Origin of the sequence: Burkholderia sp. AU4i (assembly GCF_000466765.1) — a bacterium.
Taxonomy (GTDB): domain Bacteria; phylum Pseudomonadota; class Gammaproteobacteria; order Burkholderiales; family Burkholderiaceae; genus Burkholderia; species Burkholderia cepacia.
The window spans coordinates 35,023-59,824 of sequence record NZ_ASSI01000037.1 but is presented as its reverse complement, the minus strand read 5'-3'; the positions used below and the strand labels follow the sequence as shown (position 1 = coordinate 59,824).

Annotated in this window: 23 protein-coding genes; 7 read left to right on the top strand and 16 right to left on the bottom strand. The window is 67.3% G+C overall.

Annotated features, from left to right (window positions below; translation table 11 throughout):
- The first annotated feature begins 15 nt into the window (after positions 1-15).
- Positions 16-966, top strand: coding sequence for an Hsp33 family molecular chaperone HslO (gene hslO / locus L810_RS07205; RefSeq protein ID WP_021157691.1), 951 nt, complete (start codon positions 16-18; stop codon positions 964-966).
- A gap of 134 nt (positions 967-1,100) precedes the next feature.
- Complete coding sequence (locus L810_RS07200) at positions 1,101-1,475, top strand: hypothetical protein (RefSeq protein ID WP_021157690.1); 375 nt, start codon at positions 1,101-1,103, stop codon at positions 1,473-1,475.
- An 89-nt stretch (positions 1,476-1,564) separates the two neighbouring features.
- On the opposite strand, the gene ftsB is transcribed toward L810_RS07200, so the two are convergent.
- The 9 genes from ftsB to L810_RS07155 all read right to left on the bottom strand — a co-directional run bounded on the left by ftsB (position 1,565) and on the right by L810_RS07155 (position 12,455).
- Complete coding sequence (gene ftsB / locus L810_RS07195) at positions 1,565-1,990, bottom strand: cell division protein FtsB (protein WP_027786978.1); 426 nt, start codon at positions 1,988-1,990, stop codon at positions 1,565-1,567.
- Between the two features lie 81 nt (positions 1,991-2,071).
- The gene (eno, locus tag L810_RS07190; protein ID WP_011352544.1) at positions 2,072-3,355 is read right to left on the bottom strand and encodes a phosphopyruvate hydratase; all 1,284 of its coding nucleotides are present in this window, start codon (positions 3,353-3,355) and stop codon (positions 2,072-2,074) included.
- 106 nt (positions 3,356-3,461) lie between these two features.
- On the bottom strand, positions 3,462-4,316 hold the full coding sequence (gene kdsA / locus L810_RS07185; protein WP_021157688.1) for a 3-deoxy-8-phosphooctulonate synthase: 855 nt from the start codon (positions 4,314-4,316) through the stop codon (positions 3,462-3,464).
- Complete coding sequence (locus L810_RS07180) at positions 4,313-5,971, bottom strand: CTP synthase (RefSeq protein ID WP_021157687.1); 1,659 nt, start codon at positions 5,969-5,971, stop codon at positions 4,313-4,315. The genes kdsA and L810_RS07180 overlap by 4 nt, the downstream gene beginning before the upstream one ends.
- 182 nt (positions 5,972-6,153) lie before the next feature.
- A complete protein-coding gene (locus L810_RS07175) occupies positions 6,154-6,999 on the bottom strand; it encodes an alpha/beta fold hydrolase (protein ID WP_021157686.1) in 846 nt (281 codons plus the stop codon).
- A gap of 49 nt (positions 7,000-7,048) precedes the next feature.
- Positions 7,049-9,541 carry a DNA internalization-related competence protein ComEC/Rec2 gene (locus L810_RS07170; protein ID WP_021157685.1) on the bottom strand — a complete coding sequence of 831 codons (2,493 nt, stop codon included), beginning with the start codon at positions 9,539-9,541 and terminating at the stop codon, positions 7,049-7,051.
- Positions 9,542-9,598: 57 nt separating this feature from the next.
- Complete coding sequence (locus L810_RS07165) at positions 9,599-10,387, bottom strand: TatD family hydrolase (protein ID WP_021157684.1); 789 nt, start codon at positions 10,385-10,387, stop codon at positions 9,599-9,601.
- A 63-nt stretch (positions 10,388-10,450) separates the two neighbouring features.
- Positions 10,451-11,209, bottom strand: a complete 759-nt coding sequence (gene lolD / locus L810_RS07160; RefSeq protein WP_021157683.1) for a lipoprotein-releasing ABC transporter ATP-binding protein LolD — start codon at positions 11,207-11,209, stop codon at positions 10,451-10,453.
- Positions 11,202-12,455, bottom strand: coding sequence for a lipoprotein-releasing ABC transporter permease subunit (locus tag L810_RS07155; RefSeq protein ID WP_021157682.1), 1,254 nt, complete (start codon positions 12,453-12,455; stop codon positions 11,202-11,204). Before L810_RS07155 ends, lolD begins: the two co-directional genes overlap by 8 nt.
- 161 nt (positions 12,456-12,616) lie before the next feature.
- On the opposite strand from L810_RS07155, the gene L810_RS07150 reads away from it, so the two are divergent.
- From L810_RS07150 to L810_RS07130, 5 genes are all read left to right on the top strand, one after another.
- Positions 12,617-13,681 carry a regulator gene (locus L810_RS07150; protein ID WP_124475798.1) on the top strand — a complete coding sequence of 355 codons (1,065 nt, stop codon included), beginning with the start codon at positions 12,617-12,619 and terminating at the stop codon, positions 13,679-13,681.
- 17 nt (positions 13,682-13,698) lie between these two features.
- Entirely contained in the window at positions 13,699-15,396 is a 1,698-nt protein-coding gene (gene recJ / locus L810_RS07145) for a single-stranded-DNA-specific exonuclease RecJ (protein WP_021157680.1), read from the top strand.
- Positions 15,397-15,548: 152 nt separating this feature from the next.
- A protein-coding gene (gene prfB, locus L810_RS44790; protein WP_111941483.1) for a peptide chain release factor 2 occupies positions 15,549-16,653 on the top strand; the annotation gives its coding sequence in 2 pieces (ribosomal slippage) (positions 15,549-15,629 and positions 15,631-16,653; 1,104 coding nt in all).
- 84 nt (positions 16,654-16,737) lie between these two features.
- Positions 16,738-18,264, top strand: a complete 1,527-nt coding sequence (gene lysS, locus L810_RS07135) for a lysine--tRNA ligase (RefSeq protein ID WP_021157678.1) — start codon at positions 16,738-16,740, stop codon at positions 18,262-18,264.
- A 348-nt stretch (positions 18,265-18,612) separates the two neighbouring features.
- Entirely contained in the window at positions 18,613-19,356 is a 744-nt protein-coding gene (locus tag L810_RS07130) for a glycine zipper 2TM domain-containing protein (RefSeq protein WP_021157677.1), read from the top strand.
- Positions 19,357-19,495: 139 nt separating this feature from the next.
- Here L810_RS07130 and iscX read toward each other — a convergent pair whose 3' ends face one another.
- From iscX to L810_RS07095, 7 genes are all read right to left on the bottom strand, one after another.
- Positions 19,496-19,705, bottom strand: coding sequence for a Fe-S cluster assembly protein IscX (gene iscX / locus L810_RS07125; RefSeq protein WP_021157676.1), 210 nt, complete (start codon positions 19,703-19,705; stop codon positions 19,496-19,498).
- 19 nt (positions 19,706-19,724) lie between these two features.
- Complete coding sequence (gene fdx, locus L810_RS07120; protein ID WP_011352558.1) at positions 19,725-20,066, bottom strand: ISC system 2Fe-2S type ferredoxin; 342 nt, start codon at positions 20,064-20,066, stop codon at positions 19,725-19,727.
- An 88-nt stretch (positions 20,067-20,154) separates the two neighbouring features.
- Positions 20,155-22,023 (bottom strand): Fe-S protein assembly chaperone HscA, encoded by a 1,869-nt coding sequence (hscA, locus tag L810_RS07115; protein ID WP_021157675.1) that lies wholly within the window; start codon positions 22,021-22,023, stop codon positions 20,155-20,157.
- A gap of 54 nt (positions 22,024-22,077) precedes the next feature.
- On the bottom strand, positions 22,078-22,605 hold the full coding sequence (gene hscB, locus L810_RS07110) for a Fe-S protein assembly co-chaperone HscB (RefSeq protein ID WP_042973645.1): 528 nt from the start codon (positions 22,603-22,605) through the stop codon (positions 22,078-22,080).
- A gap of 94 nt (positions 22,606-22,699) precedes the next feature.
- The gene (gene iscA / locus L810_RS07105) at positions 22,700-23,023 is read right to left on the bottom strand and encodes an iron-sulfur cluster assembly protein IscA (RefSeq protein WP_012492710.1); all 324 of its coding nucleotides are present in this window, start codon (positions 23,021-23,023) and stop codon (positions 22,700-22,702) included.
- A gap of 65 nt (positions 23,024-23,088) precedes the next feature.
- Positions 23,089-23,496 (bottom strand): Fe-S cluster assembly scaffold IscU, encoded by a 408-nt coding sequence (gene iscU / locus L810_RS07100; protein WP_006481982.1) that lies wholly within the window; start codon positions 23,494-23,496, stop codon positions 23,089-23,091.
- A 68-nt stretch (positions 23,497-23,564) separates the two neighbouring features.
- A complete protein-coding gene (locus L810_RS07095; protein ID WP_021157672.1) occupies positions 23,565-24,788 on the bottom strand; it encodes an IscS subfamily cysteine desulfurase in 1,224 nt (407 codons plus the stop codon).
- Positions 24,789-24,802: the final 14 nt, after the last annotated feature.

Here is a 24,802-nt window from a genome sequence, read left to right as displayed (position 1 = left end):
TTTCAAGGAAGAAGAGTGAGCGACCAGTTACAGAAATTCATGTTCAATGCGGCGCCCGTGCGCGGCGAGATCGTTTCGCTGCGCAATACGTGGCAGGAAGTGCTCTCCCGCCGCGACTACCCGGCCCCTGTGCGCACGGTGCTCGGCGAGATGATGGCCGCATGCGCGCTGCTGTCCGCGAACCTGAAATTCAACGGCACCCTGATCATGCAGATCTTCGGCGACGGGCCGGTCCAGATGCTGGTCGTCCAGTGCAGTTCGGATCTGTCAATGCGGGCCACCGCGAAGTTCGCCGGCGACGCCGCCCAGACGATCGGCGACGACACGAGCTTCGCATCGCTCGTCAATGCGAGCGGTCACGGCCGTTGCGTGATCACGCTCGACCCGGCCGACAAGCTGCCGGGCCAGCAGCCGTACCAGGGCATCGTGCCGCTGAACGGCGTCGACGGCCCGCTCGAATCCGTGTCGCAGGTGCTCGAGCACTACATGCATCACTCGGAGCAGCTCGACACGCGGATGTGGCTCGCGGCCGATCGCGACCGCGCGGTCGGCATGCTGCTGCAGAAGCTGCCGGGCGACGGCGGCATCGTGCCGCGCAACGCCGAAACCGATACCGATACGTGGGAACGCGTCTGCACGCTCGGCGGCACGCTGTCCGCCAAGGAACTGCTCGAAGTCGAACCGGAAGTCGTGTTCCGCCGGCTGTTCTGGCAGGAAAACGTGCAGCACTTCGAGCCGGCCGGCACGCGCTTCCAGTGCTCGTGCTCGCGCGAGAAGGTCGGTGCGATGCTGCGCATGCTCGGCCGCGAAGAAGTCGACAGCGTGATCGTCGAGCGTGGCCACGTCGAGATCCATTGCGAGTTCTGCAATCAGCGCTATGAATTCGATCCGGTCGACGTCGCGCAACTGTTCGCGGCACCCGGCGTCGAAACGGGCATCACACCCGCGACCGAACAGCGTCACTGAGCGGCGCCCCGGTGCCCGCCGTCCGGGCACGGGCGCATAATGACGCACGAGCGTCGCACGCAAGGCTCGCGCGCCGAAGTCGCGCACTTCGGCGCAAGCCGCTTCCCGTCGTCGGCGCGCTGCAGGAGAAACACATGAATCGCCCGCTTCGTCTCCCGTTTCGTCTCCCGTTTCGTACCGTCGTCCTGACGAGCGTTGCCGCCTGCACGCTCGCGCTTGCTGGCTGCGCGATGCCGCCGCCGACCTCCACGATCCTGAGCCGCCTGCCCGAACCCGGCGCGTCGGGCGGCCAGCCGCATGCGCTGTCGAGCGCCGAACGCAAGCGTTATGACGAGATCGACCAGCAGGTGCTGCGCGAACAGAACAGCGCGATGGCAGCCGAGGCAGCCGCGCGCGCGTGGGCCTATTACTCGCCGCCGCCCGTGACCGTCTACGGCGGGTATTACGGCGGATGGGGCAATCGCTGGGGCACGGGTATCAGCTACGGCTACCCGGGATGGTGGTGGTGAGCATCCGTCGCCCAGCCGATTGACTACCAGCAGGAAATAAAAAAGCGCGGTATTTCCCGCGCTTTTTCAATGGGTTCGAACGATCGTGGTCAGTGATGCGCGGCCTTGCCCTTGTCGCCGCCATGATGCCGCGACGGCTTCGCGATCGACTGCGGATTCGGCACGACGCGCACCGGCGCCGCGGACACGGCGCCGCGGGTCGACGTATTCGACGGCATGTTGTTCAGCGGCGCGGCCGGTGCATTCGGCGACACGAACTGCACGAATACCTCGCCGTCCTTCACCATGCCCATCTCGTAGCGCGCGCGCTCCTCGATGGCCGCGGTGCCGCTCTGCAGATCCTGCACTTCGCCGGCAGTGCGCTCGTTGCGCAGCTTCTCGTCCGCATTCTTCTGGAGCTGGTCGTCGAGCTGCTGACGCAATTCATGCACCCGCAGCCAGCCGCCGTGTCCCCACCATAGGGGGTACTGAATGAGCGCCAGCAAGGCAATCAGGACGACAGTGACAAGCCGCATGTAAGAGACGCAGATATAAGAAGCGCCGCTCCGCGCACAGGCACAGAGCGGCGTCGAGATGACGAACCCGATAGTAGCGCGTTAGCGCAGGTTATAGAAAGCCGATTTACCCGGGTAGCTCGCGATGTCGCCGAGATCTTCCTCGATGCGCAGCAGCTGGTTGTACTTCGAGATACGGTCGCTGCGCGACAGCGAACCCGTCTTGATCTGACCGGCGTTCAGGCCGACCGCGATATCCGCGATCGTCGAATCTTCCGTTTCGCCCGAGCGGTGCGAGATCACGGCCGTGTAGCCTGCGCGCTTCGCCATTTCGATGGCCGCGAACGTTTCGGTCAGCGTACCGATCTGGTTGATCTTGATGAGAATCGAGTTCGCGATGCCCTTCTCGATGCCTTCCTTCAGGATGCGCGTGTTCGTGACGAACAGGTCGTCGCCGACCAGCTGCACCTTCTTGCCGAGGCGGTCGGTCAGCAGCTTCCAGCCTTCCCAGTCGCTTTCGTGCATGCCGTCCTCGATCGACACGATCGGGAACTTGTCGGCGAGCGTCGCGAGGTAGTCGGTGAATTCGGCCGACGACAGTTGCAGGCCTTCGCCCGCGAGCTGGTACTTGCCGTCGTGATAGAACTCGGATGCAGCGCAGTCGAGCGCGAGCAGCACGTCTTCGCCCGCGCGGTAGCCGGCCTTCTCGATCGCCTGCAGGATCGTCGACAGGCACTCGTCGTTGCTGCCGAAGTTCGGCGCGAAGCCGCCTTCGTCGCCGACTGCCGTGCTCATGCCGCGGTCGCTCAGGATCTTCTTCAGTGCGTGGAACACTTCCGCGCCGCAACGCAGGGCTTCACGGAACGTCGGCTGGCTCACCGGGACGATCATGAATTCCTGGATGTCGAGGCTATTGTTCGCATGCGCGCCGCCGTTGACGATGTTCATCATCGGCACCGGCAGCTGCATCGCGCCCGAACCGCCGAAATAGCGGTACAGCGGCAGGCCGGCCTCTTCAGCCGCTGCCTTCGCGACGGCCATCGACACGGCCAGCATCGCGTTCGCGCCGAGGCGCGACTTGTTGTCGGTGCCGTCCAGCTCGAGCAGCGTCTTGTCGAGGAACGCCTGTTCCGACGCGTCGAGGCCCATGATGGCTTCGGAGATTTCGGTGTTGATGTGCTCGACCGCCTTCAGCACGCCCTTGCCGTTGTAGCGGCCGGCTTCGCCGTCGCGCAGTTCGATCGCTTCACGCGAGCCGGTGGACGCGCCCGACGGCACGGCCGCGCGGCCCATCGTGCCCGATTCGAGCAGCACGTCGCATTCGACGGTGGGGTTGCCGCGCGAATCCAGAATCTCGCGGCCGATGATATCTACGATTGCACTCATGGGTTTCCTCTGAGAATGACGATGGATTCTTCAAACTGCGACGGCGCACGCGCCTGAACCGCTTTCGCTACTGACGCGCGAAACCGTCGCAAGGTTCATTCGATCTTTAATTGAAATCGTTTTCCAGGAACGGATGGCGCTTCACCGCCTGGTCGAGCGTGACGAGGGTCTCCAGCAGCGCGCTCATCCGGTTCAGCGGTACCGCGTTCGGGCCGTCCGATTTTGCCTCGGCCGGATTCGGGTGCGTTTCCATGAAGAGGCCCGCGACGCCCGTCGCGACTGCCGCACGGGCAAGCACCGGCACGAATTCGCGCTGGCCGCCCGAGCTCGTGCCCTGCCCGCCCGGCAACTGCACCGAGTGGGTCGCGTCGAACACGACCGGGGCGCTCGTCTCGCGCATGATCGCGAGCGAACGCATGTCCGACACGAGATTGTTGTAGCCGAACGAGACACCGCGCTCGCACGCCATGAAGCGGTCTTCCGACAGCCCCGCTTCACGTGCGGCGTCGCGCGCCTTGTCGATCACGTTCTTCATGTCGTGCGGCGCGAGGAACTGGCCCTTCTTGATGTTGACGGGCTTGCCCGAGCGCGCGCACGCCTGGATGAAATCGGTCTGGCGGCACAGGAACGCGGGCGTCTGCAGCACGTCGACGACCGACGCGACCTGCTCGATCTCGTCGATCGAATGCACGTCGGTCAGCACCGGCAGGCCGAGCTGGCGCTTCACCTCGGACAGGATCCGCAGGCCCTCGTCCATTCCGAGGCCACGAAACGACTTGCCCGAGCTGCGGTTCGCCTTGTCGTAGGACGACTTGTAGATGAACGGAACGTTCAGCTTCGCGCAGATTTCCTTCAGGCGGCCTGCCGTGTCGATCGTCATTTGCTCCGACTCGACGACGCAGGTACCCGCGATCAGGAAGAAAGGCTTGTCGAGACCGACCTCGAAATCGCACAGCTTCATGCTTGCACTCCGCGCGCTTGCTTGTTGGCGAGCGCGGCTTCGACGAACGACTTGAAGAGGGGGTGACCGTCACGCGGCGTGGACGTGAATTCCGGGTGGAACTGGACGCCGACGAACCACGGGTGCATCGAACGCGGCAGCTCCATCATTTCCGGCAGATCCTCGCTCGGGGTACGGGCGCTGATGATAAGGCCGCCGGCTTCGAGCTGGGGCACGAAGCGGTTATTGACTTCATAACGGTGGCGATGGCGTTCGTTCACGTCCTTGCCATAGATTTCTTCGGCCATCGTGCCCGGCTTGATCGGGCAGCGCTGCGAACCGAGGCGCATCGTGCCGCCGAGGTCGGATTCCTCGGTGCGCGTCTCGACCTTGCCGTCGCGGTCATACCACTCGGTGATCAGCGCGACCACGCGTTCCGGCGTGTCCGGCTCGAATTCCGTGCTGTTCGCCTGCTTCAGGCCGACGACGTCGCGTGCGAATTCGATCACCGCGAGCTGCATGCCGAGGCAGATGCCGAGATACGGCACCTTGGCTTCACGCGCATAGCGGATCGCCGCGATCTTGCCTTCCGTGCCGCGACGGCCGAAACCGCCCGGCACCAGCACGGCGTCGAGGTGCTTCAGGCTGTCGACACCGTTCGACTCGATCTCTTCCGAGTCGATGTATTCGATGTTGACCTTGGTCGACGTATGCAGCGATGCGTGGCGCAGCGCCTCGATCAGCGACTTGTACGACTCGGTCAGGTCGACGTACTTGCCGACCATGCCGATCGTCACTTCGTGCTTCGGGTTCTCGAGCTTCTCGACGAGCTCCGACCACATGCTCAGGTCGGCGTCCTTCGGCGACAGCTTCAGTTCCTCGCAGATGATCCGGTCGAGGCCCTGGTCGTGCAGCATCTGCGGAATCTTGTAGATGCTGTCGGCGTCCCACACCGAGATCACGGCGTCTTCCGGCACGTTCGAGAACATCGAGATCTTCTTCGATTCGTCGTCCGGAATGCGGCGGTCCGCACGGCACAGCAGCACGTGCGGCAGGATGCCGATCTCACGCAGCTTCTGCACGCTGTGCTGGGTCGGCTTCGTCTTCAGCTCGCCGGCGGTCGCGACGTACGGCACCAGCGTCAGGTGCACGAAGCACGCGCTGTTGCGGCCGAGGCGCAGGCTCATCTGGCGCGCGGCTTCAAGGAACGGCAGCGATTCGATATCGCCGACCGTGCCGCCGATCTCGACGATCGCGACATCCGGCTCGCCGCAGGTGGCCGATGCCGCCCCGCGCTCGATGAACGCCTGGATTTCGTTCGTGATGTGCGGAATCACCTGCACGGTCTTGCCGAGATAGTCGCCGCGGCGTTCCTTGCGGATCACCGATTCGTAGATCTGGCCGGTCGTGAAGTTGTTGGCCTTGCGCATCTTCGTGCTGATGAAGCGCTCATAGTGGCCGAGGTCGAGGTCGGTCTCCGCTCCGTCTTCCGTCACGAACACTTCGCCGTGCTGGAACGGGCTCATCGTGCCGGGGTCGACGTTGATGTAGGGATCGAGTTTGAGGAGGGTGACTTTCAGACCGCGCGATTCTAGGATCGCGGCGAGGGAGGCGGCGGCAATACCCTTGCCGAGGGAAGAAACTACGCCGCCGGTGACGAAAACATATTTGGTCATCGCTGAATGCTCGCGGGAAAAACGGATTATACCGTAAAGCCCGCCCTTCTCTCAGCAATTGACTCGATGATCGCGCCCTTTCGCGCCGTCCCGCACCAGCCGTGGGCGCCGGGGCGAAGCCCCCACCGCCGGCCGGCGCAGCCGCACGCACCGGCGGCGCGGCCCGGTCACCGGGCCCGGGGTCAGGCGCGCTTCGCGAGCGGGGCGCTGCCCTGCGACACGTCGCCCTCGGCCGCCTTCAGCGAATTCAGCATCCGCTGCAATGCGCGGGCCGTCTCGAGCGGCCGCTCCATCGGGAACAGGTGGCTGCCTTCCAGCCATTCGACGCGGCCGCGCGCCGCTCGGCGCGTCGCATCGAGCCCGACCTGGCGCACCTCGCGCGAACGCGTGCCGGCGAGAAAACCGAGCGGCACCGGCGCGCCGTGCGCGAGCCTCGGGCCGAGCGTGTGCGGCAGCGTCCGGTAGATCAGGTATTCGACCTGCCGGTCGAACGCGAGCGCCCGCTCGCCGTCGGCCCCGGCCTGCGGGATCCCGTAGTCGATATAGTCGGCGAGCATCCGCTCGTCCCAGCGCGCGAACGCGGGCTTCTCGCGGAAGTGCCGCCACACTTCGTCGCGGCTCGTCCAGCGCGTGCGCCGGTTACGCGTCGCGGCGGCCGGCGACAGCCGCTCGTCGAGCCCCGCCCACTGGCTCGCACGCAATGCGCCGGCGCGCCAGCCCGCGATGATCGGCGAATCGATCATCACGACGCCGCGCACCCATTGAGGCTTCTTCAGCGCAGCCATCAGCGACAGGTAGCCGCCGAGCGAATGGCCGACGAGCCAGACGGGACGCTCGTAGCGGCTGCCGATGTCGTCGAGCAGTTGCTCGACGAGATGCGGCCAGTCGCGCGTCACCGGGTAGCGTCGGTCGTGGCCGATCCGTTCGATGTAGCGCAGCTCGTAGTCGTCGGCCAGTTCGGCGAAGATCGTGCGGTACGTCGACGCCGGAAAGCCGTTCGCATGCGAGAAATGGAGGATGTCCTTCAAACGCCGATGTCTCCCTTGTCGACCGGAATTGACGCGGCCCTTGCCGCGATCACCGATCCATCCAGTATCGCCGCCGGACGTCGCGATGACGCTCGAAGGCAAACCCGCCGTCGGCCGGCGCGACGTCGAACCGCACGGCGCCGTCGCGATCGGTGCGCGGCAGCGGAATCCCGCGCGCCTCGTAACGTGCGAGAACCGCCCGGTGCGGATGCCCGAAACGATTGCGATAGCCTACAGGAAATACCGCGACGCGCGGCCCGACCGAATCGAGGAAAGGCTCGACCGACGACGTGCGGCTGCCGTGGTGCGGAACGACCAGGATCTGCGCGGCCAGCGTGTCGCGCGCAGTGCCCACGAGTTGGCGTTCGACGGGCGCTTCGATGTCGCCCGTCAGCAGCGCGGACGTCCCGCCCGCGTCGATACGCAGCACGCAGGACTGCCCGTTCGACGAACCCGCGCCCGGACCGCCCGATGGCCAGAGCATCGTGAACACCACGCCGTCCCAGGTCCAGCGCTGCCCGGCCGCGCACGGCAGCCGGTCGGCAACGCCGGCGGCCATCGCATCGCGCCACAGCCCGCTCGTCGGCGGAATGCCCGCCAGCAGCTGGCGCACGTCGGCAGCCGCATAGACGGCCGGTGCGCCGCCCGCGTGATCGGCGTGCGCGTGACTGAGCACGAGCGAATCGACCACCGCGATGCCTCGCGAGCGCAATGCCGGCGCGACGATCCGCGCACCGGCATGCGTCGACTCCTCGCCCGGTCCCGCGTCGAACAGCAAGGTTCGTCGGGCGGTCTCCACCAGCACCGACGCGCCCTGCCCGACGTCGAGCACGGTCAGCCGGAAGCCGCCCGGCGGCGGCGCATCGGCTGCCGGCGCGACGAGCGGCAGCCACGTGAGCGGCGCAGCCCAGCGCAGCGGCCAGCCGCGCGGCATCAGCGCCCATGCGACGCCCACGCAGGCCAGCGCCAGCACCGGCCAGTCGGGTATGCGCAACCAGAACACGCCGGCCGGCCAGTCGGCGAGGTATCCCAATAACGTCATCATCGGTTCGAGCGCCGCGTGCGCAAGCCGGAACGCATAGGCGTCGAACGGCGCCGGCAGCGCGATGCCGGCCAGCACGACCGGCGTCACGACCGAGCTGACCCAGGGAATCGCGAACGCATTGCCGAACGGGCCCGACAGCGATATCTGCGCAAACCAGGCGGCCGTCAGCGGCGCGAGGCCGATCGTCACCGCGTACTGCACGCGCGTGGCCTCGGCGATGCGGCGCCCGGCGCGTGCACCCCACGCGCGCAACCGGCTGGACAAGCCCGCCGGGCCGTCGCCTTCGTCACCGTCATCGCCTTCCGCATCGGTTTCGCGCGCGGCGCGCCGGCCGGCAACCGCCAGCAGGATCACGGCAACCGCACCGAACGACAACCAGAACCCGGCCGACAGCACCGCCCACGGATCGGCGAGCAGGACGCCGCCGAGCGCCGCGCACAGCACCGCCGACGTCGGTACGCTGCGTCCGGCCAGATACGCGATGCCGCCGCCCGCGATCATCCACCACGCGCGCTGCGCCGGCACGTTGAAGCCGGCGAGCGCCGCATAACCGGCCGCGGCCGTCAGCGCGGCGAGCGCGGCCGCGTACGGCGCCGGCAACACGAGCGGCGCGGCCCGCGCGCGCCACCGCAGACGGCGCCAGACCATCGACACGAGCCCGCCCGCGATCGCGCCGACGAGCCCGACATGCAGGCCGGAGATCGCGACGAGGTGGCTCGTGCCCGTGTTGCGCAGCACGCGCCAGTCGTCGTCGCCGATGCCCGACTGGTCGCCGATCGCGAGCGCGGCGACGATGCCGCGATGGCCGGCGTCGCCGCCAAGCGTCTCGCCGATACGCGAGCGCAGCACGTCGCGCAGCCGATCGATCGATGCACGCCATCCCGACGCGCGCGCATCGAGTAATACCGCCCGCCGGGGCGCGCTGACGTAACCGACGGCGCGAATGCCCGCGGCAAGCCAGGCCGCCTCGCTGTCGCGCACGCCGGGATTGGATTCCGCATGCGGGCGCTTCAGGCGCACGACGAAACGCCAGCGCTGCGCGGCGCGCAGATCGGGCAGCGCGTCGCGCGTCGCGGCCGCGTCATACGCGCGCCACGACAGACGGATCAACGGCGGGAAACGGGCCAGCCCCGCATCGTTCGACTCGACCGCGAACAGCAGCCGCGCACCCGTGTCGTCGACCACGGGCAGCCCCCGGATCACACCGGTGACGACGATGTCGCGCCCTTCCCACTCGACGGGCAGGCTGTCGCCCAGCCGCCATTCGGCCCGTGCGGCCGCGTAGCCGAATCCGGCGACGCAGGCCGCGAGCACGCAAAGCATCCATCCGAGCGCGACGGTCATGCGCATACGCCGGCGGCGCACGCACCATGCGCCCAGGATCACGCAGCCCGCGAGCACGGCCGCACCGATCGTCCATGCGAACGCACCCGGCAGCGTCGCCTGCCGCTGCAGTACGACCACGCCGAGCGCGAACGCGATCCACCACACGCGCATCGCCCCTCCTCGTCGATCCGGCGCCGCCATTGCGAATACGGCGCCTTCCGGCAACGATTATGCGGACGAAAGGGCGAGTCGCGGCAGCGCGGCGAGCGCGTTAGCCGAAGTGCATAGGGAGAGCGCGCCGGTGTCGATCCCGCGCAGTTCGGCGAGCACGTCGCCGATGCGCGGCACCTGGTCGGGCGTGTTGCGGGATTTGTATGCCCATTCGGGCGCGATGTCGGGCGAGTCCGTCTCGACGACGATCGCATCGAGCGGCAACTGCGCCGCGAGCCGGCGGATCTGCAGCGCCCGCGTGAACGTCACGTTGCCGCCGAAGCCGAGATGCAGCCCATGCGCGAGATACGCTTCGGCCTGCTGAAAACTGCCGTTGAACGCATGCGCGATGCCGCGCCGCACGCCGAAGCGGCGCAGCCCGGCCAGTACGCGGTCCTGCGACTTGCGCACGTGACACAGCACGGGCAGGTCGAATTCGCGCGCCAGCTTCAGCTGCCCCTGGTAGAAGAACTGCTGCCGCGCGTCGTCGAGCCCCGGCACGAAATAGTCGAGTCCGATCTCGCCGATCGCGACGAAGCGCGGATCGTCGAGGCTCGCCTCGATTTCCATGCGCAACAGGTCGAGATCCTCGTCGCGTGCGCGCGGCGTGTACATCGGATGGATACCGAGCGCGTAGACCGCGCCCGGCGTGCGTTGCGCAAGCTCGCGCACCGTCGTGAAGTTGTCGCGCCCGACGCTCGGGATCACGATGCGCGACACGCCGGCCGCGTGCGCCGCCTGTACGACCGCATCGCGGTCGGCGTCGAACTCGGCGGCATCGAGATGGCAGTGCGTATCGATCCACATGGCGATGTTCCAGCACGCTGGCGCCGCGCCGGGACGAACCCGGCACCGGCCAGCGGCGATCACTTACACCGGCAACGCCGGCTCCTCGTGCAGCACGCCGTCGCGCAGCCGCATGATGCGGTCGCAGCGCGCGGCGAGATCGGGATCGTGCGTGACGATCACGAAGCTCGTTTCGAGCGTTTCCGACAATTCGAGCATCAGGTTGAACACCGTATCGGCCGTCGTGCCGTCGAGGTTGCCGGTCGGCTCGTCGGCGAGCACGCACGCGGGCTTCGTGACCAGCGCGCGCGCGATCGCGACGCGCTGCCGCTCACCACCCGACAGCTCGCCCGGCCGATGCTTCGCCCTCGGCCCGAGACCGACGCGCTCGAGCATCGCCTGGGCCTCGGCACGCGCGGCCTCGGTCGTCATCCGGCGGATGCGCAGCGGCATCGCGACGTTGTCGAGCGCGGTGAACTCGGGCAGCAGGTGATGGAACTGGTAGACGAAACCGAGCGCACGGTTGCGCAATTCGTTGCGCTCGCGCTCGGCGAGTTGCGTGAACGGCTTGCCGAGCAGCGACACCTCGCCCGCGCTCGGCTCGTCGAGCCCGCCCAGCACGTGCAGCAGCGTGCTCTTGCCGGAGCCCGACGCGCCGACGACCGCAAGCTTCTCGCCGCGCCGCACCGTCAGCTCGGTATTGTCGAGCACCTGCACGTTGAAGCCGCCCTGCACGAACGCCTTCGTGATCCCGCGCGCCTGAAGCACGTATTCCTGCATACCTGCCGAATCCTGTCTGTTGTGTTGTCGTGAATCCGCGAATGCGGTCGCGCGATCATTCATAGCGAAGGGCCTCCGCCGGCTTCACCTTCGCGCCGCGCCAGCTCGGATAGAGCGTCGCGACAGCCGACAGCGCGAACGCGATCAGCCCGATCCGGATCACGTCGCTCGCGACGAGTTCGGACGGCAGCTCGCTGATGAAGTACACGGACGGCGGCAGGAACTGCACACCGAACAGGTGCTCGATCATCGGGATCAGCCACGGGATGCTCCATGCGATCAGGCAGCCGAGCGCGACGCCCGACGCCGTGCCGACGAAGCCGATCGTCACGCCCTGCACGACGAAGATCTTCATGATCGACCCCGGCTGCGCGCCGAGCGTGCGCAGGATCGCGATGTCGGCCTGCTTGTTGGTCACCGTCATCACGAGCGACGACACGAGGTTGAACGCGGCCACCGCGATGATCAGCGTGAGGATGATGAACATCATCCGCTTCTCGATCTGCACGGCCGAGAACCACGTCTTGTTCTGCTGGGTCCAGTCGCGGATGTACAGGCTGCCCGACAGCGTATGCGACAGTTCGACCGCCACGTCCGGCGCCTTCTGCATGTCCTTCAGCCGCAGCCGCACACCGGTCGGCGCGGCCATCCGGAACAGTGCCTCGGCATCGCGGATGTTGATCATCGCGAGCGTGCTGTCGTATTCGTAGTGCCCGGACTCGAACACGCCGACGACCGTGAACTGCTTCAGCCGCGGCATCATGCCGGCCGGCGTGATCGAACCCTCCGGCGCGACGAGCGTCACCTTGTCGCCGACCGTCACGCCGAGGTTGCCGGCAAGCGCATCGCCGAGCACGATGCCGAACTGGCCCGGCACGAGCGCGGCGAGCTGGCCGGCCTTCATGTCCTTGCCGATGTCCGACACCTGCGGCTCGAGCGTCGGCTCGACACCGCGCAGCATCACGCCGCTCACCGCGTCCTGGCGAGTGAGCAGCGCCTGCGCGTCGACGTACGGCGCCGCGCCGATCACCGACGGATTGCGGCGCGCTTCCTGCGCGGTCAGCTGCCAGTCGGGCATCGAGCCCGTCGGCGAGAACACCTCGACGTGCGCGAGCACCGACAGCATGCGGTCGCGCACTTCCTTCTGGAAGCCGTTCATCACCGACAGCACGACGATCAGCGCCGCGACACCGAGCGCGATCCCGAGCATCGACACGAGCGCGATGAAGGAAATGAAGCCGTTACCGGTCGTGCGTTTGCCGGCGCGCGTGTAGCGCCAGCCGATCTGCCATTCGTACGGAAGTTTCAAGCGAATCCTTTCTGCTGGTTACGGCGGGGAGGCGCCCCGCGGCGGACCGCCGCCCGGTGGCGGGCACCGGCCCGGGCACGGTCGAAAAACGGCCGCCGGACGCGAACGGGCCGTCAGCCGGCCCGATCACGCGCGCAGTTTGCCATACAATGCGCACCATCATGCACGACCGACGCCTCCATTTTCTCGTTCCGTTCGCGCTGCCGTCGGCGGCCGATGCGGCCTCGTCCCTGCACACGCTGGACAGCCCCGCGCTCGAAAAGTTGCTCGCCCGCGCGAGCCTCGTCGAGCGCGTGGCTGGCGAGGACTTCCAGCGCACGCTGCCGCACGAGCGCTGGCTGGCCCGCCAGTTCGGCGCGACCCAGGGCAACGCCGCCGACGAGGCGCCGCTCGCGCCCTACATGCTGCTGGCGGACGGCGGCGATCCGGGTGCCCGGGCCTGGGCCTGCGTCGAGCCCGTGCACGTCGAAATCGCGCACGATCACCTGGTGCTCGTCGATCCGGCGGCCCTTGCGCTCGACGACGGCGACGCGGCCGCGCTGCTCGCGGTCGCCCGGCCGCTGATCGAGGAGCTCGGCGTACGGCTCGAAGCGCCGAACCCGTCACGCTGGTACCTGTCGAGCGAGCAGCTCGCCCGGCTCGCCGGCGCCGCGCCGCTGCGCGCGAGCGGCCGCAACATCGAAATCTGGCTGCCGCACGAGGCGCATACGGGCGAACGCTCGCGGATGTGGATGAAGCTGCAGAACGAAGTGCAGATGGCCTGGTTCCAGCACCCGGTCAACGAAGCGCGCGAAGCGCGTGGGCTGCCGGCCGTCAACTCGATCTGGTTCCATGCGCAGGGCACGCTGAAACCGGTCGGCCAGCCGTTCGCGCGCGTGCTGTCCGCATCGCCCGCGGCGCTCGGCCTTGCGCGTGCCGCGCGGATCGACGCCTCGGGCGTGCCCGCCGCATTCGGCGCACTGCCCGCTGCCGACGGCGCGACGCTCGTCGAACTGCCGGCGCTGACCACCCCGTTCATCGAGCAGGACTGGGCGCGCTGGCACGACGGACTCGCCGCGCTCGAGCGCGACTGGTTCGCGCCGGCCCTCGCCGCGCTGCGGAACGGCGAACTGGCGGGCGTCGATTTCACGCTGTGCGGCGACACGAGTTCCGTGACGCTGCGTGCGACGCGCTCAGACCTGCGCAAGTTCTGGCGCCGCCGCGCGCTGGCCTCCCTGTTCGAATAACAACAAGCACACCCCGTATGACCCGGATCGTTACCCGCCCCGTCGCGCCCGCCGACGCCGAAGCGCTCGCGCGCCACGGCCTGCATCCCGTGCTCGCGCGCCTGTACGCGTCGCGCGGCGTGCAGTCCCCCGCCGACATCGAGACCGCGCTGGCGCGGCTCGTCCCGCCCACCGAGCTGAAAGGCTGCGCCGACGCGGCGTCGCTGCTCGCCGACGCGATCGCCGACAAGCGGCGCCTGCTCGTCGTCGCCGACTACGACTGCGACGGCGCGACCGCTTGCGCGGTCGCGGTGCGCGGCCTGCGGATGTTCGGCGCGCAGATCGACTACCTGGTGCCGAACCGCTTCGAATACGGCTACGGCCTCACGCCCGAGATCGTCGAACTCGCCGCCGCGCGCAAGCCCGACCTGCTGATCACCGTCGACAACGGGATCGCGAGCGTCGCGGGCGTCGAGGCCGCGAACGCACGCGGCATCGACGTGCTCGTGACCGATCACCACCTGCCCGGCGACGCACTGCCCGCCGCACGCGCGATCGTCAACCCGAACCAGCCGGGCTGCGCGTTCCCGAGCAAGCACCTCGCCGGCGTCGGCGTGATGTTCTACGTGCTGCTCGCGCTGCGCGCCGAGCTGCGCCGCCGCGGCGCCTTTGCGAGCAAGGAAGCCGAGCCGCGCCTCGACGGCCTGCTCGACCTCGTCGCGCTCGGCACCGTCGCCGACGTCGTGCGGCTCGACGGCAACAACCGCGTGCTCGTCGCGCAGGGGCTGCAGCGCATCCGCAACGGCCGCATGCAACCGGGCGTCGCCGCGCTGTTCCGCGCCGCCGCGCGCGAGGCGCGCACGGCATCGGGCTTCGACCTCGGTTTCGGCCTCGGCCCGCGCCTGAACGCCGCCGGGCGGCTCTCCGACATGTCGCTCGGCATCGAGTGCCTGATCACCGACGACATCGGCCGTGCATGGGACCTGGCGCAGCAGCTCGACGTGATGAACCGCGAGCGTCGCGAGATCGAGGCCGGCATGCAGCAGCAGGCGCTCGCCGATCTCGCCGACGTCGACCCGGCCGACGCGTGCACGATCACCCTCTTCAACCCCGAGTGGCACCAGGGGGTGATCGGCATCGTCGCCGGCCGGCTCAAGGAAAAATTCCACCGCCCGTCGTTCACGTTTGCGCACGCGGACGACGAAGGCAAGCGGGTCAAGGGTTCGGGGCGGTCGATCCCGGGTTTCCACCTGCGCGACGCGCTCGACCTCGTGTCGAAACGCGAACCGGACCTGATCGTCGCGTTCGGCGGCCACGCGATGGCGGCCGGCCTCACGCTCGACACCGAGAACGTGCCGCGCTTCGCCGCCGCGTTCGAGGCGGTCGCGCGCGAATGGCTGTCCGACGACGCGCTCGCCCGCGTGATCGAGACCGACGGCGAACTCGAGGACGCCTACTTCACGCCGCAGTTCGTCGGGCTGCTCGACGAGGCCGTCTGGGGGCAAGGTTTTCCGGCCCCGCTTTTCTCGGGCGAATTCGACGTCGTGTCCCAGTCGCTCGTGAAGGAAAAGCACCTGAAACTGCAGCTTGCACGTGGCCGCCAACGCTTCAACGCGATCTGGTTCAACCACACGGAGCCCCTGCCGGAAAGCGCGCTGGTCGCGTACCGGCTCGTCGCCGACACGTGGAACGGCGTCACGCGCGTCCAGCTGATCGTCGAACACGCGGCCGGCTGAGCGCGGGCCGCCCGGCCCGCGGCGCCCGCCGATGCATGCGCGCCGCGCCGGACAGGGCCGCGGTGCGCGTGCGAGCACCGTTTGCGTCACCGGGCAACCCTGCCGATCGGCTATAATTCCGCTTTTTTACGAAGCAAGAATAGCGAGCGATCATGGAAGCGGAACGTCTCAACGCGATCGAAAGCTCCCTGCTCGACCTGCGCAATCGCGCGGGCGAGCTCCGGGGGTATCTTTGACTACGACGCCAAAGCTGCGCGTCTGACCGAAGTCAACAAGGAACTCGAAGACCCGAACGTCTGGAACGATTCGAAGAACGCCCAGGCGCTCGGTCGCGAGAAGAAGCTGCTCGAAGGCGTCGTCACGACGCTCACCGCGCTTGATGGCGACCTGCGCGACGCGCTCGACCTGTTCGAGCTGGCCCGCGAGGAAGGCGACGAAGACACCCTCGTCGCGTCGGAAGAAGACGCCGCGAAGCTCGAGGCGCGCGTCGGCGACATCGAGTTCCGCCGGATGTTCTCGAACCCGGCCGACCCGAACAACTGCTTCATCGACATCCAGGCCGGCGCCGGCGGTACCGAGGCGTGCGACTGGGCATCGATGCTGCTGCGCCAGTACCTGCGCTACTGCGAGCGCAAGGGCTTCAAGGCCGAAGTGCTCGAAGAGTCCGACGGCGACGTCGCCGGCATCAAGAACGCGACGGTCAAGGTCTCGGGCGAATACGCATACGGCTTCCTGCGCACGGAAACGGGCATCCACCGCCTCGTGCGCAAGTCGCCGTTCGACTCGTCGGGCGGCCGCCACACGTCGTTCTCGTCGGTGTTCGTCTATCCGGAAATCGACGACTCGATCGAAGTCGAGATCAACCCGGCCGACCTGCGCATCGACACGTACCGCGCATCGGGCGCGGGCGGCCAGCACATCAACAAGACCGACTCCGCGGTGCGGATCACGCACATGCCGACCGGTATCGTCGTGCAGTGCCAGAACGACCGCTCGCAGCACCGCAACCGCGCCGAAGCGATGGCAATGCTGAAGTCGCGCCTGTACGAAGTCGAGATGCGCAAGCGCCAGGCCGAACAGGACAAGCTCGAATCGAGCAAGACCGATGTGGGCTGGGGCCATCAGATCCGCTCGTACGTGCTCGACCAGAGCCGCGTGAAGGACCTGCGCACGAACGTCGAAATGAGCAACACGAGAGCCGTCCTCGACGGCGACCTCGACGACTTCATCAGCGCGAGCCTCAAACAGGGCGTGTAAGCGCCGCGGCGCGGCCTGGCCAGGCCGCGCCCCCTTGCCCTTCCCCCGTTTGCGTTGCCGCACCCACTCCGAATTCCGACCATCATGACCGAACCGACCCAAACGCAGCCCGCCGTCACCGCGGACGAAAACCAGATCATCGCGGAGCGCCGCGAGAAGCTGCGCGCCCTGCGCGAGCAAGGCGTCGCCTACCCGAACGATTTCCGGCCCGAGCACCACGCAGCCGACCTGCAGGCGAAATTCGCCGACTCGGACAAGGCCGCGCTCGAAGCGAACCCGGTCGAGGTGTCGGTGGCCGGCCGCATGATGCTCAAACGCGTGATGGGCAAGGCGAGCTTCGCGACGGTGCAGGACGGGTCGGGCCAGATCCAGTTCTTCGTGACGCCGAACGACGTCGGCGCGGAAACCTACGACGCATTCAAGAAGTGGGACCTCGGCGACATCGTCGCCGCGCGCGGCGTGCTGTTCCGCACCAACAAGGGTGAGCTGTCGGTCCAGTGCAAGGAACTGCGCCTGCTGTCGAAGGCACTGCGCCCGCTGCCGGACAAGTTCCACGGCCTGTCCGACCAGGAAATGCGCTACCGCCAGCGCTACGTCGACCTGATCGTCACGCCGGAAACGCGCGACACGTTCCGCGCCCGCACGAAGACGATCGCATCGATCCGCAAGTTCATGGACAACGCCGAGTTCATGGAAGTCGAAACGCCGATGCTGCACCCGATCCCGGGCGGCGCAGCGGCGAAGCCGTTCGTCACGCATCACAATGCGCTCGACATGCAGATGTTCCTGCGCATCGCGCCGGAGCTGTACCTGAAGCGCCTGATCGTCGGCGGCTTCGAACGCGTGTTCGAGATCAACCGTAACTTCCGGAACGAAGGCGTGTCGCCGCGTCACAATCCGGAATTCACGATGATGGAGTTCTACGCCGCGTACACCGACTACCGCTGGCTGATGGACTTCACCGAGCAACTGATCCGCCAGGCGGCAATCGATGCGCTCGGCACCGCGACGATCCAGTATCAAGGCCGCGAGCTCGACCTCGCGAAACCGTTCCATCGCCTGACGATCACGCAGGCGATCCAGAAGTACGCACCGGACTACACCGACGGCCAGCTGTCGGACGACGCGTTCCTGCGCACCGAACTGAAGCGCTTCGGCGTCGACGTGTCGCAGCCGGCGTTCCTGAACGCGGGTACCGGCGCACTGCAGCTCGCGCTGTTCGAGGAAACGGCCGAAGCGCAGCTGTGGGAGCCGACCTTCATCATCGATTACCCGGTCGAAGTGTCGCCGCTCGCACGCGCATCGGATACGGTGCCGGGCATCACCGAGCGTTTCGAGCTGTTCATGACCGGCCGCGAAATCGCGAACGGCTTCTCGGAGCTGAACGATCCGGAAGACCAGGCCGCACGCTTCAAGAAGCAGGTCGAGCAGAAGGACGCAGGTGACGAGGAAGCGATGTTCTTCGACGCCGACTACATCCGCGCGCTCGAATACGGGATGCCTCCGACCGGCGGCTGCGGGATCGGCATCGACCGTCTCGTGATGCTGCTGACCGACAGCCCGACGATCCGCGACGTGCTGCTGTTCCCGCATCTGCGCCGCGAAGACTGATCGCCGCGCCCGCGTGTGCGCCGCGCCCTGCGGCGCGCACGCGTCAGCTTTGTAACGACGCGTAAATCCCTTCGGCCGGTGTCCGTCGGCTCTCGATCCTCCCCTGTTTTATTCCCCCGTCGCGACGGCCTTCTCCGGGTTTTCCCTGCCATGGTCGCCAGCGCCCCGCTGCAATTCGTTACACCTTGATACGGCGCGCCGCTTGCCGGTGGACGACACTCCGTTTGCGTCACCACGCATGACCACGGGCCCAGAACGAGGCGCAGGAACGCCAAGTCTGCTCGAGCCCGCAGCGTGGGATCAGGCCCGGCGCCGCAGTGCCGATCCGGATCGACATCGGAGAAAAAAATGGACAACCAGAATCAGACCACGCCGCAAAAGCAACGCCTTCACCCGCTTATCGCCACCGCCGCCGGCGCCGTCATCGTCGCCAGCCTCGCGGCGACGGCTGCGATCACGGGCATCTTCCCGAAGGCCAGCAGCAGCAACGCACAGAACGGCCAGACCCAGGCCGCGCTGATTGCATCGCAGCCGGCCGTCGATACGGCCGCGGCCGCCAGCGCCGCGCTGGCCGCGCAAGCCCAGCAGCAGGCAGCCGAACAGGCCGCCGCGCAGCAGAAGGCGGCCGAACAGAAGGCTGCCATCGCGCAGGCCGAGCCGAAGCCGGCGCCGCGCCCGGCTGCACCGCACCGCCGTCATACGACGGCACCGCAGCCGCCGCAATACGCGCAGCAGCCGTCGGCGCCGGCCCAGACCTACTGCCAGAGCTGCGGCACGGTCGTCGCGATCACGCAGACGCGCACGCCGGGCCAGAGCTCGGGGATCGGCGCCGTGGGCGGCGCTGCAGCCGGCGGCCTGCTCGGCAACCAGTTCGGCCACGGTAACGGCCGCACCGCGATGACGATCATCGGCGCGCTGGGCGGCGGTCTCGCCGGCAACCAGGTCGAAAAGCAGGTGCGCGCGGAAACCGACTATCAGGTGCAAGTGCAGATGGAGAGCGGCGCGACGCGCACGTTCACGTACCACAACCCGCCGCCTTTCGGCCAGGGCCAGCGCGTGCGGATCGAGAACGGCACGCTGGTCGGCGCCTGATCGCCTGATCGCATCGGTGCCCCCTGCCCGCATGTCGTGCGCGGGCAAGCGGCCTGAAAACGAAAACGGCTCGTGAGCGATTGCTCACGAGCCGTTTTTTCATGACCGGCCGTCTGCGCCGTTGCGGCGCAAGCGGTGTTCAGTCTTCGTCGTCGAAATCCGATTCGTCGATCCAGTGGGCCTGGATCGCTTCGAGGATCTTCTCGCCCGAGTGCTTGGGATCGTCGTCGAAACCGTCGAGTTCGAGCACCCACTGGCGCAGATCGACGAAGTTGATCCGCTGCGGGTCGATGTCGGGGTGCTTGTCCGCCAGCGCAATGGCTATTTCACGCGAATCGGTCCATTTCATCGCCTGCCTCCGGTTCCTGTCAGTGATTTTCCTTCGCGTGGTTGATCGAGTACTTAGGAATCTCGACCACCAGGTCCGAATCTTCCTTCACGATCGCCTGGCACGACAGGCGCGACGTCGGCTCGAGGCCCCACGCCTTGTCCAGCAGATCGTCCTCGTCCTCCTCGGACGGTGTCAGATCGTTGAAGCCTTCGCGGATCACCACGTGGCACGTCGTGCACGCGCACGACTTCTCGCATGCATGCTCGATCTCGATCCCGTGTTCGAGCAGGTTGTCGCAGATACTCTTGCCGGGCGTCGCGTCGATCACCGCGCCGTCCGGGCACAGTTCGACGTGAGGCAGCACCACCAGTTGAGGCATGTCCGTTCCGTCAGTCAGGGTGCGGCGCCAGGCGCCGCACGGTTCAATGTCGCGCGGGCCGTTACCGGCCGATGCGCAGTTCGTGAGTTCAGATCTCGTCGAGCCGGCGGCCCGACAACGCGCGCTTGATGCTCTTGTCCATCCGGCGCGCCGCGAATTCGTCGGTGCCGTCGGCCAGCGCCTTGGTCGCGGTTTCGATCGCGTCCGTGTCGTCGCCCTGCGCGATCGTGCGCAGCGCCGCGGCCAACGCATCGACCTGCGCGCGCTCGTCCGTGTCGAGCAGCTCGCCGTCGGCCGCCAGCGCAGCCTGCGTCGCCTCGAGCATCCGCTCGGCCTCGACCTGCGCTTCGCGCAGCGCGCGGGCGCGCATGTCGATTTCGGCAGTCTTGAAACTGTCCTCGAGCATCTTCGCGATGTCGTCGTCGGCGAGACCGTACGACGGCTTCACGACGACCGACGCCTCGACGCCCGAATGCTGCTCACGCGCGAACACCGACAGCAGCCCGTCCGCATCGACCTGGTAGGTCACGCGAATGCGCGCCGCACCGGCCGTCATCGGCGGAATGCCGCGCAGCTCGAAGCGCGCGAGCGAGCGGCAGTCGGCGACGAGCTCGCGCTCGCCCTGCACGACGTGAATCGCCATCGCGGTCTGGCCGTCCTTGAAGGTCGTGAATTCCTGTGCGCGCGCGATCGGAATCGTCGAGTTGCGCGGGATGATCTTCTCGACGAGGCCGCCCATCGTCTCGACACCAAGCGACAGCGGAATCACGTCGAGCAGCAGCCAGTCGTCGCCGGTGCCGCGATTGCCTGCGAGCAGGTCGGCCTGGATCGCCGCGCCGAGCGCGACGACCTGGTCGGGATCGAGGTTCACGAGCGGCGGCTGGCCGAAATACTTCGCGACCGCGTCGCGAATCACCGGCATGCGCGTCGCGCCGCCGACGAGCACGACGCCCTTGATGTCGGCCGGCGTGACCTGCGCGTCGCGCAGTGCCTTGCGGGTCGGCGTGAGCGTACGCTGCACGAGCGGCTCGACGAGCGACGCGAACGTATCGTGCGAGATCGTCTGCACGAGGTGCGCGCCGCCCGACAGCGTGACGTCGAGCGACGCCTGCGGCGCGGACGACAGCGCTTCCTTCAGCACGCGCACACGGTCGAGCAGCAGGCGCACGTCCTCGGGCGCGAGCGTCTTCGCATCGATGCCGGCCTGCGCGAGCACGTGACCGAACAGCGCGTGGTCGAAATCGTCGCCGCCGAGCGCGGAATCGCCGCCCGCGGCCAGCACTTCGAACACGCCTTTCGTCAGCTTCAGGATCGACAGGTCGAACGTGCCGCCGCCGAGGTCGTACACCGCGTAGAGGCCTTCGGCCCCGTTGTCGAGGCCATAGGCAATCGCCGCGGCGGTCGGTTCGTTCAGCAGGCGCAGCACGTTGAGGCCCGCGAGGCGCGCGGCGTCCTTGGTCGCCTGGCGCTGTGCGTCGTCGAAATACGCGGGCACCGTGATCACCGCGCCGACGAGGTCGTCGCCAAGCGAATCTTCCGCGCGATAGCGCAGCGTCGCGAGAATCTCGGCCGACACTTCGACCGGGCTCTTCACGCCGTCGACGGTGCGGATCTGCACCATGCCCGGCGCGTCGACGAATTCGTACGGCGCGTTCGCCGCGCCTTCGACCTCGGCCTTGCCGCGGCCCATGAAGCGCTTGACCGACACGATCGTGTTACGCGGATCGGTCGCGGCCTGCTCCTTCGCTTCGTGGCCGATACGCCGGCCGCCCTTCTCGAGATAGCGGACCACCGACGGCAGCAGCACACGGCCCGCTTCGTCCGGCAGCACCTCCGGCACGCTGTTACGCACGGCCGCGACGAGCGAGTTCGTCGTGCCGAGATCGATCCCGACGGCGAGTCGCCGCTGATGCGGCGCCGGCGCCATGCCCGGTTCGGAAATTTGCAGTAAAGCCATCTTGGTTCGTTCGGGCGCTCGGCCCGTTTGCTGCGCGTGCCGCGAGGCACGCGGTTAAGTTTCGAGGCGCTCGATCTGCGCGCCCACTTCCGACGCGACCCGTTCGATGAACATCAGCTGGCGCACGGCCTCGGCGGCCGCCTGATCCGCGCCGCTGTCGAGCAGCGTGCCGAGACGTTCCACACGCACGCGCCGCTCTTCGCGCAACTCGGCGAGCAGCGCGTCGAGCGCGTCGACATTGCGGGCGGCCGCGGCATCCTCGATGCCCTCGCGCCACTCCATCTGCTGCATCAGGAACGCGGGCTCCATCGCGGTGTTGTTTTCCGCACCGATGTCGACACCACGCAGGGACAGCAGATACGATGCGCGCTTCAGCGGATCGCGCAGCGTGCGGTACGCCTCGTTCGCGCGGGTTGCCCATTGCATCGCGATGCGTTTCTGCGCATCGCCGGCCGCCGCGAAGCGGTCCGGATGCACCTGCGTCTGCACCGTCCGATAGGCGGCGTCGAGCGCCGTCTCGTCGAGCGCGAATTGCGCCGGCAGGTGAAACAGGTCGAAGTGGCTGTCTTTCAGCGAGACCATCGTCGCGTTCAATTCCGGTTCGTCGCACGGCAAACGCCGCACATTAAAAAGGCGGCCCGTGCCGCCTCTTGCCCGCATCGCGCGGAGATCCGCGTCACACGCGGAACGATTCGCCGCAACCGCACTCGTCCTTCACGTTCGGGTTGTTGAACTTGAACCCTTCGTTCAGGCCTTCGCGGGCGAAGTCGAGCTCGGTGCCGTCGATGTACGCAAGACTCTTCGGATCGACGATCACCTTCACGCCATGGCTCTCGAACACCTGATCCTCGGGAGCCAGCTCGTCGACATACTCGAGCTTGTACGCGAGCCCCGAGCACCCGGTCGTGCGAACGCCAAGCCGCAGGCCCATACCCTTGCCGCGACGGACGAGGTATTTCTGGACGTGCTGTGCTGCTTTTTCGGTCAGTGTAATTGCCATGATGTCCTTGCCGCGGCGCGCCACCGGGGCCCGCCGCGTTTCCTTCTCTAGCCGCTCGATGCCGCTCAGGCTGCTGCCTGATCGCCTTCCTTGGTGTCGTGGCGCTTCTTGTAGTCGGCCACGGCTGCCTTGATCGCGTCTTCCGCGAGGATCGAGCAGTGAATCTTCACCGGCGGCAGCGCGAGTTCTTCGGCGATCTGCGTGTTCTTGATCGACAGTGCTTCGTCGAGCGTCTTGCCCTTCACCCACTCGGTGACGAGCGAGCTCGACGCGATCGCCGAACCGCAACCATACGTCTTGAACTTCGCGTCTTCGATCACGCCGTCCGCGCCGACGCGGATCTGCAGCTTCATCACGTCGCCGCAGGCCGGCGCGCCGACCATGCCCGTGCCGACCGTGTCGTCGTCCTTCGCGAACGAACCGACGTTGCGCGGGTTTTCGTAGTGATCCAGAACCTTGTTGCTGTAAGACATGACTCAGACTCCTTGACTCGTTACGTCTGCGTGCGCGAATCCGCCCGCGGGTATGTTCAATCCGGCGCTCAGTGTGCGGCCCATTCGATCGTCGACAGATCGATGCCTTCCTGGTGCATTTCCCAGAGCGGCGACAGTTCGCGCAGTTTCGCGATCTTGCTGTTCAGCAGGTTGATCACGAAGTCGACTTCCTGCTCCGTCGTGAAGCGGCCGACCGTGAAGCGGATCGAGCTGTGCGCCAGCTCGTCGTTGCGGCCGAGCGCACGCAGCACGTACGACGGCTCCAGCGACGCCGACGTGCACGCGGAGCCCGACGACACCGCGACGTCCTTGATCGCCATGATCAGCGACTCGCCTTCGACGAAGTTGAAACTGATGTTGAGGTTGTGCGGGACACGGCGTTCCATGTCGCCGTTCACGTACGTTTCCTCGATCTGCGACAGGCCGCGCAGCAGCTTGTCTCGCAGCATGCGGACGCGCTCGTTTTCCGTCGCCATTTCTTCACGTGCGATGCGGAACGCTTCGCCCATGCCGACGATCTGGTGCGTCGGCAGCGTGCCCGAACGCATCCCGCGCTCGTGGCCGCCGCCGTGCATCTGCGCTTCGATGCGCACACGCGGCTTGCGGCGCACGTACAGCGCGCCGATGCCCTTCGGGCCGTACGTCTTGTGTGCCGAGAACGACATCAGGTCGACCTTCAGCTTCGCGAGATCGATCCCGACCTTGCCGGTCGACTGTGCGGCGTCGACGTGGAACACGATGCCCTTCTCGCGGCAGATTTCGCCGATCGTCTCGATGTCCTGGATTACGCCGATCTCGTTGTTCACGTGCATCACCGACACGAGGATCGTGTCCGGACGCAGCGCGGCCTTGAACACGTCGAGGTCGATCAGGCCGTCATCCTTGACGTCGAGGTAGGTGACTTCGAAGCCATCGCGCTCGAGCTCGCGGCACGTGTCGAGCACGGCCTTGTGCTCGGTCTTCACCGTGACGATGTGCTTGCCCTTGCCCTTGTAGAAGTTCGCGGCACCCTTGATCGCGAGGTTGTCCGACTCCGTTGCGCCGGACGTCCAGATGATCTCGCGCGGATCCGCGTTCACGAGCGCGGCCACTTGTTCGCGCGCTTCCTCGACCGCACGCTCGGCATCCCAGCCGTACGCGTGGCTGCGCGATGCCGGGTTGCCGAACTGCTCGCGCAGGTACGGCACCATCTTGTCGACCACACGCGGGTCGACCGGTGTCGTCGCGCTGTAATCCATGTAGATGGGCAGGTGGAGAGTCTCTTGGGTCATCTGTCGCTCCGGGA